Raw genomic sequence first — 15,049 nt, 5'->3', positions numbered from 1 at the left:
CCGACCTCGTTCGCGACCGGGAAAGGGACGAGTGTGGCCATGACCTCCTTCCGCCTTGGCCTCGTCGTCCTCCTGACCACCCTCGTCCTCGATCAGGCTTCCAAGCTCTGGCTCTATTTCGGCACCGACCTGGTGCTGACGCAGCCCTGGCACCTGACCGCCTTCGTGGATTTCGTCGTCGTGTGGAATCGCGGGATTTCCTACGGCCTGTTCCAGCAGGATGGCGGCCTGGGTCGCTGGATCCTGGTGGCAGTCTCCGTGGCGGCCTCGATCGGGATGATCGCCTGGATGCGCCGTGCCTCGTCGGCGCTCCTGGCCGCCGCCCTCGGCCTCATCGCGGGCGGGGCGATCGGCAACGCCATCGACCGTGCGGCCTACGGCGCGGTGTTCGATTTCGTCCATCTCCATGCAGGAGCATGGTCCTGGTACGTATTCAACATCGCCGATGCGGCCATCGTCGCCGGTGTGGTCGGCCTCCTCATCGACAGCCTGATCCCGGTCCGGCGCCCTCGCGACGGGGCCTCGCCCGGCGAGACCTGAAGATTCGCGTGGCTGTGTTCCGTAAACCACAATACGGATCCTTATCTCCGTGAGGCTGGTGCGCTGCGGTCAAGGCGCCATACGATCGCCTGAAACCGCCGTCAGGCCACGAGGGCAGGATCGGCATCGACCAACGAACGCCGGTGCCTTCCGGGCAGGCACGCATTCGAGCTGGCGCAATCTGCGAGCCAGCGTAATTTGGGGGCAGCATGATCGGGCATCGTGGGTTCATCCTGGGCCTTACCGGACTCCTCGCCGCTAGCGGCGCGCAGGCGCAGCAGGGCGTGTTCATGCGCGACACCCTGAGCAGCATGGGCCTGATCGAGGCCGATAAGCCGGCCATCACTTACCGTGAGCGGGCGCCCCTGGTGATGCCGCCCAAGCTCGACGGCAAGGCGCTGCCGCCGCCGCGCGCCGCCACCGCCACGCCGCAATGGCCCAAGGATCCCGAGATCGTCCAACGCGAGCGCGAACTCGCCGACGCGAGGAAGCCGATCTCCCGCGGGGCACAGGGGCGGATGGACGACAACAACATGACGCTCTCGCTCGACGAGATGCGCGGCGGTCGCCGTGCCGACGCGAGCGTGCGTACCGAGCCGGGTCGTCCCGAAAGCGACGGTGCTTCGTCTTCGATCTGGAGCCCCTTCGACATTTTCGGCAAGCGCGAGGAGAAGGCCGAGCCGATTCTCGTCGAGCCCGATCGCGATACGCTGACCGATCCGCCGAACGGATACCGTAAGGCTCCGAAGGCGGTCGCCCGGAACAACAGCGACCCGATCAACAATCCCTCGCGCGAGCGTGAAGAAGCCGATCCGGGTGCCTACATCCGGGGACGTTAGGCGAGTTCGAATCTCGGACCTGCTTGGTCCGGCTCTTCGAGAGGGCGAGGGTAACGCCCGGCCGGTGTCGGTACGGGATTTGCCCTGACTTCGTTCCTCGGGCTCACGGCATCCGAGGAGTGCGCAACAGGCATTGCGCTCATGACGGGCGGTCACGTGTGGCCGACGTATCAAGGAAAAGACGATGCATCTGCTGCGGAAGGATACGCCCGGGTTCTCGCTCAACCGCCGCTACGGCCATGCGGGCCGGGCCGAGGCTGCGCCCTTCGGCCGGTCCGAGGCAGGTGGTCCCGAAGTCTCCGCCTTCGCCCTCGATAACGGCCTCGACGTCGTGGTGGTGCCCGATCACCGCGCCCCGGTGGTGACCCACATGGTGTGGTACCGCAACGGTTCTGCCGATGATCCGATCGGACAGTCCGGCATCGCGCATTTCCTCGAACACCTCATGTTCAAGGGCACCGAGAAGCATCCGGTCGGTGCGTTCTCGCAGGCCGTCTCCGGCCTCGGCGGGCAGGAGAACGCCTTCACCTCCTACGATTACACCGCCTATTTCCAGCGCGTCGCCCGCGACCATCTCAAGACCATGATGGAGTTCGAGGCCGACCGCATGACCGGTCTCGTCCTCGAAGATTCCGTCGTGGCGCCCGAGCGCGACGTGGTGCTGGAAGAGCGCCGCATGCGGGTCGAGACCGATCCGTCGGCGCAGCTCTCGGAGGCCATGGCTGCCTCGCTGTTCGTGCATCACCCCTACGGCACACCGATCATCGGCTGGATGCACGAGATCGAGGATCTCAACCGCACCCACGCTTTGGATTACTACAACCGCTTCTACACCCCCGAGAACGCGATCCTCGTCGTCGCCGGCGATGTGACGCCCGATGAGGTCCGCCGCCTTGCCGACGATACCTACGGCCTCGTGACGCCGCGCGGATCGCGACCGGTGCGGGTCCGCGCCAAGGAGCCGGAGCCCCGCGCCCTGCGCCGCCTCAGCGTCGCCGATCCGAAGGTGGAGCAGCCGACCCTGCAGCGCCTGTATCTCACCCCGTCCTGCATGACCGCCCGCGACGGCGAGTGCCATGCCCTGGAACTCCTGGCCGAGGTGATGGGCGGCGGCTCGACCTCGTTCCTCTACCGCAAGCTGGTGATGGAACTCGGCGTCGCCGTGAATGCCGGTGCCTGGTACATGGGCTCGGCCATCGATGACACCCGCTTCTCGGTCTACGCCATCCCGGCCGAGGGCGTCAGCCTGGAGCGGCTGGAGGAGGAGGTCGACCGCGTCCTGCGCCGCGTTCCCTCCGAAGCGCTGGGCCCGGAGGCGATCGAGCGGGCCAAGACCCGGCTCGTGGCCGAGACAGTCTATTCTTCCGACAGCCAATCCTCGCTGGCCCGAATCTACGGCTCGGCCCTCGCGATCGGCGAGAGCATCGAGGAGGTCCGTCGCTGGCCCTCGGATATCGAGGGGGTCACGCAGGCCCGGCTCGCCGCTGTCGCCGAGCGCTACCTGATCCCCGCCCGCTCCGTGACCGGATACCTGACGAAGACGCGCGATCCCGACGCCGCCGCTGCGTGAGGCGAGCCCTCGCGCGATCCCGCTGATGCCGGCCCGGGCGCCCAGAAAAAGAATGAGGTTCTCATGAACTCGGTCGAAGCCAATCTGGTCGATACCACCGCCCGCGGCGCGGACGCTCCCACGGTGGCGCTTCCGGTGGCCGCCGCCGCCGGGATCGAAGCCTGGCACGTGGAATCGCCTGTGGTGCCGATGATCGCCCTGGCATTCACTTTCGAGGGCGGTGCCGCACAGGATCCCGAGGGCAAGGGCGGCGTCGCCCAGATGCTGGCCCGCCTCCTCGACGAGGGCGCAGGCGACCTCTCCTCCGATGCCTTCCAGGAGCGGCTGGCCGCGCGGGCCATCGAATTGTCGTTCCATGCCGGCGCCGATGCGGTCGGCGGCTCCCTGAAGATGCTGGTCAAGCACGCCGACGAGGCCATCGATCTCCTGGCCCTCGCGCTGGCCAAGCCGCGCTTCGATGCTGACGCCATCGAGCGGGTCCGTGCCCAGACCCTCGCCGGCCTGCGCTACCAGCAGAACGATCCGGGCGTGATGGCCTCACGCCGTTTCTTCGCCGAGGCCTATGCGGGCCATCCTTATGCCCGGCCGTCCTCCGGCACCCCGGAGAGCATCGCGGCCATCACCCGTGACGACCTCGTGGCGATGCATCGGCAACTCATCGGCCGGGGTGGACTCAAGGTGGCCGCCGTCGGCGCCATCGATTCCAACCGTCTGGCCGATGCCCTCAACCGCGCTTTCGGCGTCCTCGACGAGGCCGGACCGTTGAATGCCGTGCCGCAGACGCAGGTCGGTCAGCTCGGTCGCCGCGTCGCCGTCGATATCGACGTGCCGCAATCGGTCCTGCGCTTCGGCATGGGCGGCGTGCCGTGGAAGGACCCGGACTTCATCCCCGCCTACGTCCTCAACCATATCCTGGGCGGCGGCTCCTTCACCTCGCGCCTTTTCCAGGAAGTGCGCGAAAAGCGGGGGCTGGCCTATTCCGTGGGCACCTCCCTCGTCAGCCACCGCGCCAGCGCCATGACCTGGGGCTACACGGCCACCAAGAACGAGCGCGTCGGTGAAGCCCTGTCGGTGATCGGCGACGAGATCGGACGGCTCATCAGCGACGGCCCGTCCGACGAGGAGTTGCAGAAGGCCAAGGATTATCTCACCGGCTCCTATGCGCTCGGCTTCGACACCTCGACCAAGATCGCGCATCAGCTCGTGCAGATCTCCTTCGAAGGGCTGGGGATGGATTACTTCGCCCGCCGCAACGAGATGGTGACGAACGTAACCCAGGCGGATATCCGCCGCGCCGGCGCCCGCACCTTCGCCGACGGTAGGATGCTCGTTGTGGCGGCGGGGCGGCCCACCGATTTCCTGTAGGATTCGCATGCCTCGCGGCGTGTCGGCCGGGCCCCGGATCGGGTGCCTTTCGCGCCCCACGCATCGGGGAACGTCACCGTCCTGCCAAGTCTACCTGATTCTGCCCGCCGTCGCGTCGGCACGACCGTTGCCAGGACCGATCACGTCCTGCATTCAGGACGGGTGATGGCCTTCGGGGCTTCGGGGAGAGTAGGGATGACGCGTTTCGTTCGAATTCTGCCGGGTCTGGCATTCGGCCTCATGGCCGGTCCCGCCCTGGCGCATACCGGGCAGGGCGATGCGTCGGGGCTCGCCCATGGCTTCCTCCATCCGCTCACCGGCCTCGACCATATGCTCGCCATGGTGGCGGTGGGCCTCGTCGCCGCGCAGGTCGGCGGCCGCGCGATCCTTCTCGTCCCGCTGTCGTTCATCGGCATGATGGTGGTGGGCGGCGCGCTCGGTGCGTCCGGCGTGGTGCTTCCGCATGTGGAGACCGCCATCGCCCTGTCCGTCGCCGTGCTCGGTGCCGCCGTCGCCCTGCGCCTGACGATGCCGGTCGCGGCCGCCATGGCGCTCGTGGGCGTCTTCGCGGTGTTCCACGGCCATGCCCACGGTGCCGAGATGCCGGAGGCGGCCTCGGGCCTTGCCTACGGCGCTGGCTTCGTCGCTGCCACCGCCCTGCTCCACGCCGTGGGTCTCGGTCTCGGCCTCGGCATGGGCCGCCTCGGTGAGCAGAATGGCCGTCCGGCGCTACGTGTCGCCGGCGCAGCCTTCGCGGCCGCCGGTCTCGGCCTCCTGGCCGGCGCTTTCTGAAAGCGTAGCCCTACAGCCTTCGCGCCAGGGCTTCGGCTTTGGCGCGGGCCTCGTCACGGGATTGCCGGTCGAGATCGGCTCCCATCAATCCCTTCTCGACCGCGATCTGGTGGACGTCGGTGATGCCGACCATGCGCAGCCAGGTGGCCATGTAGGTCGATTGATGGTCGTAGATCTCGGCCGGGAAATCCGTGCCGATGGCGACGCCGCGCGCATTGATGACGACGGCCGTGGCATCGAGCATCCCATTCTGGCCGCTCTCGTCGAAGGTGAAGAGAAGGTCTTTCTGCGAGACCAGATCGAACAAGTGCTTGAGCTTGTAGGGGATGGTGTAGTTCCACATCGGCACCGCGAACAGGATCAGGTCCGCCGCCCGAAACCTGTCCGCTAGTGCGCGGATCGCCACCCAGGCCTCCTCCTGCGCGGGGCTCAAGGTTTCGCCCGCCAGGGCCGCGTACTTGCCCGCCAGCGCTTCCCCGTCGAAGTCCGGAAGCGCCGTGTTCCAGACATCGAGCATGTCCACTTTGCCCTCCGGATGAGTCGCACGCCAGGCATCGAGGAAGGCGCGGGCGACCTCGATCGACGCCGAGCGTTCCTTGCGCGGTGACGCTTCGACGTAGAGCAGGTGGGGCATGCGGGAACTCCGAGGGTCGGTGAGCGAGGGATCTATCGCGCATTCCGCCCCGGCCTAGGGGCACGCTCCCTTCGCGGATGGTACGCAGGGGCATCGCATTCCGGCGTCGGATGACCCATGTCAGCTTTCCCTCGTCATTCGAAGGACAGGCTGATGCACCTCACCGGACTTCATCACCTCACCGCCATCACCGCGCGGGCCGCCGACAATGCGGCCTTCTACACGCGGAGCCTCGGGCTGAGGCTCGTGAAGAAGACGGTGAATCAGGACGATGTCTCGGCCTACCACCTGTTCTACGCCGACGGCGTCGCCTCGCCCGGCACCGACATGACCTTCTTCGACTGGCCGGCGCCACCCGAGCGCCGGGGCACCGACAGCATCGTCCGGACGGCGTTCCGCGTCTCGGGGGAGGGCACGATCGCCTGGTGGCGCGAGCATCTCGCGCGAGACGGCGTGATCCACGAGGAGCCCGTCCTGCGCGACGGTCGCCTCACCCTGGATTTCGAGGATCGGGAAGGCCAGCGCCTGATGCTGGTGGATGACGGTGGCGCGGGAGAGGCCCATCCCTGGCCCGCCAGCCCGGTGCCGGTAGAGCGGCAGATCCGCGGTCTGGGGCCGATCCGTCTGAGCCTTGCGCGGATCGAGGCGACCGAGGCGGTTCTGGCCGACGTACTGGGGATGAGCCAATCCCGCACCTATGAATTGCCGGAAGGCGAAGTCCGCGTCTGGCAGATGGGGGACGGTGGCGCCGGTGCCGAGCTTCACCTCATCGCCCAACCCGACCTGCCGCCCGCGCGCCAGGGAGCGGGGGCGGTCCACCACGTCGCCTTCCGCGTCCCCGATGCGGACTACGCAGGTTGGGCCGACAGGCTGAAACAGCGCCGCATGCCTTCCAGCGGCCCGGTGGACCGCTACTATTTCAAAAGCCTGTACTTCCGCGAGCCCAACGGCATCCTGTTCGAGATCGCCACCGACGGTCCGGGCTTCACCGCCGACGAGCCGCTGGAGACCCTGGGCGAGCGCCTGTCCTTGCCGCCCTTCCTCGAAGGACGCCGCGCTGAGATCGAAGCCGGGCTGAAGCCTCTCTGACCGCAAGACGACTACCCCGAGCAGGTTCGGCATGAGACGAGCCCCGGCGCGGACCGGTTTCGGCTAGCAGGTTCAGCAAAAGTGGTCACCGGTTCTGCGTCCTCGAACCGGTGACCGTTCAGAGGCCAGAGCGAGGTGAAGCTTTGGCTGGCCAATGCGAACTACTTACGTCAGACGACGAAACCGGGAACGGGCGTTGATTGCCCGCGCCGCCGTCATTTTTCGCCCGAACCAAGTCACCAGCACTCACTTTGTCAGCGTGATTCTGTTCGAGGGAAGCAACGAATGGATGCCTCTGCGCGTCCACTCCGTCAGATCGACAAGCATCCGCAACGCTCAGCAATGATCCCCACTTCGTCTAGATCAACCCTGTTGGGCTGATCGGACCAATTCTGGCGGCTTGCTGACAGATACATCATGACGGTGAGCATGATCCCCCTTCTTCCAGAACGGCTGAGTCTGGAGTGGGGGAGCCGGGATCCCGGCGGAAAGAGCATTGGCCTGTCGTTTCAGTCTGCTTTATCTGAGTAATTCTTTGGAAAACAGTACTCGCCTGAAAAGGCGATCGAATTAAGAAATATTTAGCCCGTATTGGCGATAACGCACATCGGAGGCGAAACCTCCCGTCGGCAAGAGCAGTGAAAAGGCCTCCGACATTCTCCCATCCCATCGGAACTCAGGCTGAACGATGTTCAAGTTGTCGATCGCGAAGAAATTGGGGTTTTTCTCAGGCCTTGGCATTCTAATGGCGGTCGGATTGGTCGCCAACCAGTGGATGGGAAACCAGCGGATCACGAGCTCTATCGAAGCCGTTGGCCGAGAGCAGACGATCCTCGACGGCATCAAGAACGCGCAGCTCGGCCTGTCCCAGATTCAAGTCGCCTTCCGCGACGCGCGCCTGTCCGAAACGGAAGAGGCCTACAAGGAGGCCGTCGGCCGTATCAGGACGCGCTTCGATTCAGCCCATGAAGGCCTCAAGGCACCGATCCGTATCGCCCTGAAGCCCGACGTCCTCAAGGACATCGATGCTGGGCTGGCGCAGTTCACGGAACTCGCCCTCAAGTCGGCAGCCACCATTACGTACGAACAGGGTCGCAAGAGGACCGACGAGGCGGCCCTGGCGTTGACGGGGGAACAGCGGAACGGTGTTCGCAAGAAGGCCCTCATCGCCATCGAGCAATCGCTGTCCAATGCGCAGCGCTTCACGGACGAGGCGCGGCTGTCGTCGGCCGGTGCCGTGGAAACCGCCACCCTTCTGGGCCTCGTGATCGGTGGTGTAGCGATCCTCCTCCAGGCCGGCTCGGCCCTCTTCTCGATGATCGCGGTCGCCCGGCCGATACGCGGAATGACGGACGCGATGAACCGGCTGGCAGCAGGCGATGTCGAGGTCGCGATCCCGGATCGGACGCGCACGGACGAACTCGGCGCCATGGCGTCGGCGGTTCAGGTGTTCAAGGACGGCATGATCCGCAACCGCGCCCTCGAGACGGAAACCGAGCGCCTGCGCCTCGTCGCGGAAACGGAACGCAAGTCCGGAATGCATAGCCTCGCCGACGAGTTCGAGGCGGCGGTCGGCGGGATCGTGAGCATGGTGTCCGCCGCGGCCACCGAAATGCAGGCTACCGCCTCGCAGTTGACGGCCTCCGCCGAGGAGACGTCGGCACAGTCCAGCGCGGTTCTGTCGGCCGCCGAGGAAGCTTCGGCCAACGTCACCGCCGTGGCCGGTTCGGCCGAACAACTGGGCGCCTCGGTGGCGGAGATCGGTCGTCAGGTCGCACGTTCGGCGGACATGACCGCCGCCGCCGTCCGTGAGGCGGAGCAGACCGCACTGGCGGTGTCGGAACTTCGCGAGGTCGCCGCCAGCATCGGCGATGTCGTGAACCTCATCTCCAACCTCGCCGGCCAGACCAATCTCCTCGCTCTCAACGCGACGATCGAAGCTGCGCGGGCCGGAGAAGCGGGCCGAGGCTTCGCGGTGGTGGCCTCCGAGGTGAAGGAGCTCGCGAACCAGACCGCCAAGGCCACGACGGAAATCTCCGCGAAGATCGGGGCGATCCAATCCTCCACCCGCCAGGCAGCCAGCGCCATCGACGGGATCTCCTCGACCATCCACGGGATCGACGAGACGGCCGCCGCCATCTCCGCATCGGTCGCGCAGCAGGATTCCGCGACTCGGGAGATTGCGGGCTCGGTGGCACAAGCCTCGATCGGCACCGGCGAGGTCAGCGCCAACATCACCGGCGTTGCCCGTGCGGCGCAGGAGACCGGCGCCGGCGCCAGCCAAGTGTTCACCGCCTCGTCGGAACTCGCACGGCAAGCGGAGCGGCTGAGCGCGGAAGTGCAGAAGTTCCTGCATACGGTGCGCGCCGCCTGAACTGAGGGCCGATCGCCCTTCTCCGGTCGAGGACTATCAGCGCCGCCCGCCTCTCGATGAGGCGGGCGGCATGCGTCGCGATGCAGCCCGCCGCCTTGGGCGGACACTCTCCCTCCCCCCCCGGTGAGGGCATGGGAGCCCCGCGAATGCCCCTTCCCACCCGCGTTCCCGCAAGATCCTGAGAAGGAATCGGGACGAGGTCGCATCGCCCGAGGCATCGCCGCCCTCAAGTAAGAGCAATTCCAGACAGTTGGCGGTTTCGCTGCCTGCGCGCCTGCTATGCCTTGACGGGCGTGCCGCAGGTGCGAGAAGACCCGGCTGAAGGCCGAGATTCGCAAGCGAAGTTTGAGACGGACCCGTCGATGAGCAAGTTCAACGAGGAGCGTGTACTGAGTGTCCATCACTGGACCGACACGCTGTTCTCCTTCCGCACCACCCGTGACCCCGCGTTCCGCTTCCGCAACGGCGAGTTCGTGATGATGGGAATCGAAGTCGAGGGCCGTCCGCTGCTGCGCGCCTACAGCGTGGTCTCGGCCAATTACGAGGAAGAGCTCGAGTTCTTCTCGATCAAGGTCGAGAACGGCCCGCTCACCTCCCGGCTGCAGCACCTCAAGGTCGGGGACCCGATCATCGTCGGCAAGAAGCCTACTGGCACGCTGGTTCTCGACAATTTGATGCCGGGCAAGAACCTCTATCTCCTCGGCACCGGCACCGGCCTCGCGCCGTTCATGTCGATCATCAAGGACCCGGAGACCTACGAGCGCTTCGAGAAGGTCGTTCTCGTCCATGGTTGCCGGCAGGTCTCGGAACTCGCCTATGGCGAGACGATCACGCAGGACCTGCCCAACCACGAGTTCCTCGGCGAGGTCATCTCCGCCGGCCTGATCTATTACCCCACGGTCACCCGCGAGCCCTTCCGCAACCGCGGCCGGATCACCGACCTGATGACCTCCGGCAAGCTGTTCGAGGATATCGGCCTGCCGCCGATGTCGGTGGAGAACGACCGGTTCATGCTGTGCGGCTCGCCGGACATGATCCGCGACACCCGCGAGATGCTGACCAGCGGCGGTTACGTGGAAGGCAACCATGGTGAGGCCGGCCACTACGTCATCGAGAAGGCTTTCGTCGAGAAGTGACGTGCGCGCCGTCTTCGTCGCCGGCGCCGGCACCGAGATCGGCAAGACCTACGTCACCGCGTCCCTGACGCGCGCCCTGCGCGCGCAGGGCTGCGCCGTTTCGACCCTGAAGCCTCTGGCGAGCGGTGTCCCGCCCTTCTGCGATCCGGCATTTCGTGAGAGCGACACGGCGATCCTGCTGGACGCACAGGGGATGCCGCTGACGGCCGAGACGGCGGAGGCCTGCTCGCCCTGGCGTTTTGCCGCGCCGCTCAGCCCCGATCTCGCCGCCGCCCGCGAAGGGAGGAGCCTGAGCCTTTTCGAGCTCGTGAGCTGGTGCGAGGCCCGGCTCCAGGGGGGCGCCCCGGAGACGATCATCGTCATCGAAGGCGTCGGCGGCCTGATGAGCCCGGTGACGTCGGAGGCGACGGGCCTCGACTGGCTCAAGGCCCTGGCCCTGCCGACGATCCTCGTCTCCGGCAGCTATCTCGGGGCGATCAGCCACGCGCTGACGGCGGCGGAGACCCTGCGCTGCCACGGCCAGCGGCTGCTCGCCGTCGTCGTCTGCGAAAGCCTCGGCGCTCCTACGTCGCCGGAGACGGTCGCCGACGCCATCGCCCGCCATGTGCCGGTTCCGGTCGTCTGCATCGCCCGCGACGGCGAGTGCCCGGAGGCTCTGGCGCGGCTGGTACAGGCCGGCTCGTTAAGCCTTACCGCCTGACCACAGCGCCAGCGTTCCGGAAATGGTGAGTCTGTCTCGTCCCACCGGGGATTCGCCCAGGGACCGCGCACGATGTCGTCACTTGTGCGATGCGGGGCCATACACCATGGACGGCCCGTCCGTTACCCTTAGGTTCAATACCCTTGGGTTCGATCCGGCGGATGCCAGCGTCTTCGGCTTGTCCGTGCAAGGAGTACTCCATTGGCCCACCAGGAAACGGCTCATGGAGCGCCCATGGACGCGCGCACCGCGCCCCGCGCTAGCCTGCCCCTCCTCCTCGGAGCGCTCGGCATCGTCTATGGCGATATCGGAACGAGCCCCCTCTACGCGTTCAAGGAGGCCGTGCGGGCGGCGAGCGGAGGCGGCCCACCGGCCGCCATCGCGGTCGTCGGCGCGGTATCGCTGATCTTCTGGGCGCTGATCCTCATCGTCTCGCTGAAATACGCGGTGCTGATCCTGCGGGCCGACAACCGGGGGGAGGGCGGCATCGTCGCCATGCTGGCGCTGCTCGGCGCCCGCCATGCAAAGCCGGGCACGCGGCAGGCCGCGCTCCTCGTCGTCGGCCTCATCGGCGCGGCCCTGCTTTACGGAGACGGCGCGATCACCCCGGCAATCTCGGTGCTGAGCGCCGTGGAAGGCCTCAAAGTGGCGGCCCCCGGGCTGGATCATCTCGTCCTGCCGATCACGATCGCGATCCTGGTCGGGCTGTTCCTGGTCCAGAGCAAGGGCGTCGCCTTCATCGGCCGCATCTTCGGCCCGGTGATGGTGGTGTGGTTCATCGTCCTCGCGTTGCTGGGCCTCGGCGGCATTTGGCACGCGCCTCAGATCCTCGGCGCTCTCAACCCCTGGCGCGCGGTGGATTTCCTCGTCCATGCGGGCTGGCATGTCAGCTTCGCCATGCTGGGCGCGGCCTTCCTCGCCGTCACCGGCGGCGAGGCGATGTATGCCGATCTCGGCCATTTCGGCGCCAGACCCATCCGCATCGCCTGGTTCGGTCTCGTCCTGCCGGCCCTCGTCATCCATTACTTCGGCCAGGGCGGGCTTCTGCTGGTGGAGCCCGACGCGATCGAGAACCCGTTCTACCGCCTGAGCCCGGACTGGGCCTATTACCCGCTGATCGCGCTGGCGACGCTGGCCACCGTCATCGCCTCGCAGGCCATCGTCTCGGGCGTGTTCTCGCTCACCCAGCAATCGATCCAGCTCGGATTCCTGCCGCCCATGCGGGTGATCCACACGGCACGCGAGGAGCGCGGGCAGATCTACGTCCCGGTGATCAATTGGCTGATGGCGGCCGCGACCCTCACGGCCGTCCTCACCTTCGGCTCATCCGATAAGCTGGCCGGCGCCTACGGCATCGCCGTGTCGTCGCTCATGGCGATCACCACCCTGCTCGCCGCCCTGGTGGCGTTGAAATGGGGCTACAACCCCGTCGCGGTCTTCGCGGTCAATGGCTTCTTCCTCGCCATCGACCTCGTCTTCCTCGGTGCCAATAGCGTGAAGCTGTTCGAGGGCGGCTGGTTTCCCCTGGTGCTGGCCGGCTTCGTCGCCTTCCTGATGCTGACCTGGCGCAAGGGAAACATCCTGGTGGAGGAGGCCCGCGCGACGTTGCGGCAGCCCGAGGCGGAGTTCATCGAGCAGCTGCGCCGCAAGCCGCCGATCACCCTGCCGGGCAACGCGGCCTTCCTGTCCTCGGCCACGAGCGGGATCCCGCTCCACCTGTCGCGCTTCGTCGAGCGTAGCCATGCCCTACACAAGCGCATCCTGCTCGTCACTGCGCTCTACGAGGAGGCGCCGAGCGTGCCGCGGACCGAGCGCGCCGAGGTGACCGAGATCACCCCGGATATCTTCCGCCTCGTCCTGCATTACGGCTTCATGGAGGACGCCTCGATTCCCGACGGGCTGCGATGCGCCGTCGAATGCGGGACCCTGCCGAAGGAGTTCCTCGACGACCTGACGATCTTCATCGGCCACGAGACCATCATCCCGAAGAGCGACCAGCGCGGCATGGCGACATGGCGTGAGACCATCTTCGCCTTCCTCCTGCGCAACGCCGAGGCCACCGGCGCGCAATTCTGCATCCCCACCCGCCAACTCGTGGAAGTGGGCACCGAGATCGAGATCTGACTATTCGGCGTCGGGGCTACGCGGCATCCGCGCCGCCACGCATTCGCGCATGGCATCCTCGATCTTCGCCGCCTTGGCGTTGCCGTAGGCGGCGACATCATCGATGCATTTCAGGAAGTACCCGGCGGTGAAGCTTTCGCTGATGCTGTTGAACGACTTGCCGAGACGTGAGGCGATCTGCATCCGGTCCATGGCCGTGCCTTTGGTCCATTCCGTCAGCGGGTCGTTCATCGACAAAGCCTGCGCTGGGGCGGAGACCAGGAGTGCCATCGCCACGAGGACGGCACGGGCAACTTTCTCGTCGAACATCTCGCATCCTCCCATCGGTTGTGCCGGCTGAACACCGTGCTTTCGACGCCGGTTTTTCGGGGCAGTTAGCGAAATTTTCTTGTTCAGGCAATAATCTCAAGTCATGCGCTCAAGCTCAAACAGGTTTGTTTATAAGTACTTATTATATAATTTGCTTTGCTCCTCCGATATCCTCCGCCTGCGCTGGCCGCTGCTGAAGCGTTGCCGCCAATCCGGTCCTCCCCACGCCACCCTCACGTGAGTTACCCCCGCCGCCCTTGCATCCTGCCTCACGGCACCGCACAGACCAGATGGCGTTCTTCTCATCTATCCAGCCGGTCGCAGGACCATCTTCCATGACCGATGTCTCACCCGCCCTGGCCTTGCGTCTGCGTCAGCAGGCCCTGCTCTCGGATTTCGGCGTCGAGGCCCTGCGTGCCACCGAGCTGTTGCCCTTGCTGCATCGCGCGGTCGAGCTCTGCGCGGAAGGCATGAAGGCCGAGTTCTGCAAGGCTCTGGAATATTCCAGAGAGCAGGATTGCCTGCTGATCTGCGCCGGTGTCGGCTGGAAGGACGATGTCGTCGGCAAGGCCATCATAGGGGCCGATCTGGCATCCCCGGCGGGTTACGCCTTGAAGACCGGCCAGCCGGTCATCTCCAATCACCTTCAGGTGGAGACCCGGTTTCGCACGCCGCAGATCATGGCCGATCACGGCATCAAGCGGGCCATCAACGTGCTCATCGCCAACCGCGACGGGCATTATGGGGTGCTCGAAGTGGACGACACCCGCGAGGGCAAGTTCGAGGAGGCGGACATCGCCTTCATGCAGGGCTTCGCCAATCTTCTCGGCGGCGCCATCGAGCGTCAGCGCGGCGAGGCGCGGCTGAAGGCGGCCCTGGAACGGCAGGACCTCCTGTCCCGCGAGATGAGCCACCGGGTCAAGAACAGCCTCGCGGTGGTCGCCGGGTTCCTGGCCCTGCAGGCTCGCGGCTCGGACGACGAGAAGGTGAAGGAAGCCCTGGTCGATGCGCGCACCCGCGTCGAGGCCGTGGCCGCGGTTCACGATCAGCTCTGGCGCCAGCCGACCCTCGGCGCCATCGACGTCTCGGGCTTCCTGGAAGCGCTCTGCGGCAAGCTCCAGGAGAGCGCCCGGCGCAACGTCATTCGCTGCGAGGCGGTCCGTCTCGACATTCCGGCCGATCTCGCGATTCCGCTCGGGCTCTTCGTGAACGAGCTCGTCACCAACGCGATCAAATACGCCTATCCCGACGGAGAGGGTGAAATCCGGGTCACCGCCCGTCCGCATGAGGAGGGGGGCCTCGTCATCGGCGTCGCCGACGATGGCGCCGGTCTGCCGGACGGGTTCGACCCGACCCAGGCCCGGAGCGCGAGCCTCGGCATGCGCATCATCAACAATCTCGGCCGCCAACTCGGCGGTCCGCTCACCGTGGCGCCCGATGTGAAGGGCGCGCATTTCTCCCTCAGGATGGTCCTACCATCATAGGGTACGCGAGCGACGGCGAACGACGCCTGTCCACGGAAGCCCCGTCACGATCGATCGTGACGGGCCATCGGAGGCAAGTCGTCTGAAGGCAAG

The 15,049-nt window shown here is 66.3% G+C and carries 13 protein-coding genes; 11 read left to right on the top strand and 2 right to left on the bottom strand.

All coding sequences use genetic code 11. The annotated features are described in order from the left end of the window. Positions 1-39 precede the first annotated feature (39 nt). From lspA to ACYQOP_RS06025, 5 genes are all read left to right on the top strand, one after another. Entirely contained in the window at positions 40-540 is a 501-nt protein-coding gene (gene lspA, locus ACYQOP_RS06045; RefSeq protein WP_461221690.1) for a signal peptidase II, read from the top strand. Between the two features lie 209 nt (positions 541-749). Beyond that, positions 750-1,379, top strand: a complete 630-nt coding sequence (locus tag ACYQOP_RS06040; protein WP_207413047.1) for a hypothetical protein — start codon at positions 750-752, stop codon at positions 1,377-1,379. Positions 1,380-1,563: 184 nt separating this feature from the next. Continuing rightward, positions 1,564-2,949 carry a M16 family metallopeptidase gene (locus ACYQOP_RS06035; protein ID WP_056423183.1) on the top strand — a complete coding sequence of 462 codons (1,386 nt, stop codon included), beginning with the start codon at positions 1,564-1,566 and terminating at the stop codon, positions 2,947-2,949. A gap of 63 nt (positions 2,950-3,012) precedes the next feature. Beyond that, a complete protein-coding gene (locus ACYQOP_RS06030; protein ID WP_461221688.1) occupies positions 3,013-4,314 on the top strand; it encodes a M16 family metallopeptidase in 1,302 nt (433 codons plus the stop codon). 195 nt (positions 4,315-4,509) lie between these two features. Beyond that, positions 4,510-5,106 carry a HupE/UreJ family protein gene (locus ACYQOP_RS06025; RefSeq protein WP_461221687.1) on the top strand — a complete coding sequence of 199 codons (597 nt, stop codon included), beginning with the start codon at positions 4,510-4,512 and terminating at the stop codon, positions 5,104-5,106. Between the two features lie 10 nt (positions 5,107-5,116). Here the strand turns inward: ACYQOP_RS06025 and ACYQOP_RS06020 are convergent, their stop codons facing one another. Then, on the bottom strand, positions 5,117-5,740 hold the full coding sequence (locus tag ACYQOP_RS06020; RefSeq protein ID WP_461221686.1) for an FMN-dependent NADH-azoreductase: 624 nt from the start codon (positions 5,738-5,740) through the stop codon (positions 5,117-5,119). A gap of 153 nt (positions 5,741-5,893) precedes the next feature. On the opposite strand from ACYQOP_RS06020, the gene ACYQOP_RS06015 reads away from it, so the two are divergent. The 5 genes from ACYQOP_RS06015 to ACYQOP_RS05995 all read left to right on the top strand — a co-directional run bounded on the left by ACYQOP_RS06015 (position 5,894) and on the right by ACYQOP_RS05995 (position 13,163). Next, a complete protein-coding gene (locus tag ACYQOP_RS06015) occupies positions 5,894-6,829 on the top strand; it encodes a ring-cleaving dioxygenase (protein WP_461225206.1) in 936 nt (311 codons plus the stop codon). 745 nt (positions 6,830-7,574) lie between these two features. After that, positions 7,575-9,203, top strand: coding sequence for a methyl-accepting chemotaxis protein (locus ACYQOP_RS06010; RefSeq protein ID WP_461221685.1), 1,629 nt, complete (start codon positions 7,575-7,577; stop codon positions 9,201-9,203). A gap of 362 nt (positions 9,204-9,565) precedes the next feature. Continuing rightward, positions 9,566-10,339 (top strand): ferredoxin--NADP reductase, encoded by a 774-nt coding sequence (locus ACYQOP_RS06005; RefSeq protein WP_056454539.1) that lies wholly within the window; start codon positions 9,566-9,568, stop codon positions 10,337-10,339. Position 10,340: 1 nt separating this feature from the next. After that, the gene (gene bioD / locus ACYQOP_RS06000) at positions 10,341-11,039 is read left to right on the top strand and encodes a dethiobiotin synthase (protein WP_461221684.1); all 699 of its coding nucleotides are present in this window, start codon (positions 10,341-10,343) and stop codon (positions 11,037-11,039) included. Positions 11,040-11,273: 234 nt separating this feature from the next. Beyond that, complete coding sequence (locus tag ACYQOP_RS05995; RefSeq protein ID WP_461221683.1) at positions 11,274-13,163, top strand: potassium transporter Kup; 1,890 nt, start codon at positions 11,274-11,276, stop codon at positions 13,161-13,163. On the opposite strand, the gene ACYQOP_RS05990 is transcribed toward ACYQOP_RS05995, so the two are convergent. Then, positions 13,164-13,472: a hypothetical protein gene (locus tag ACYQOP_RS05990; RefSeq protein WP_461221682.1), complete on the bottom strand. Its 309-nt coding sequence runs from the start codon at positions 13,470-13,472 to the stop codon at positions 13,164-13,166. It lies immediately after the preceding gene. 335 nt (positions 13,473-13,807) lie between these two features. Here ACYQOP_RS05990 and ACYQOP_RS05985 point away from each other — a divergent pair, with 335 nt between their 5' ends. Next, positions 13,808-14,956 (top strand): sensor histidine kinase, encoded by a 1,149-nt coding sequence (locus ACYQOP_RS05985; protein ID WP_056430889.1) that lies wholly within the window; start codon positions 13,808-13,810, stop codon positions 14,954-14,956. Positions 14,957-15,049: the final 93 nt, after the last annotated feature.

This window comes from Methylobacterium sp. CM6247 (genome assembly GCF_054817925.1).
Note: the sequence above shows the minus strand (reverse complement) of the source record. Positions and strands in the feature narration are given on the sequence as shown.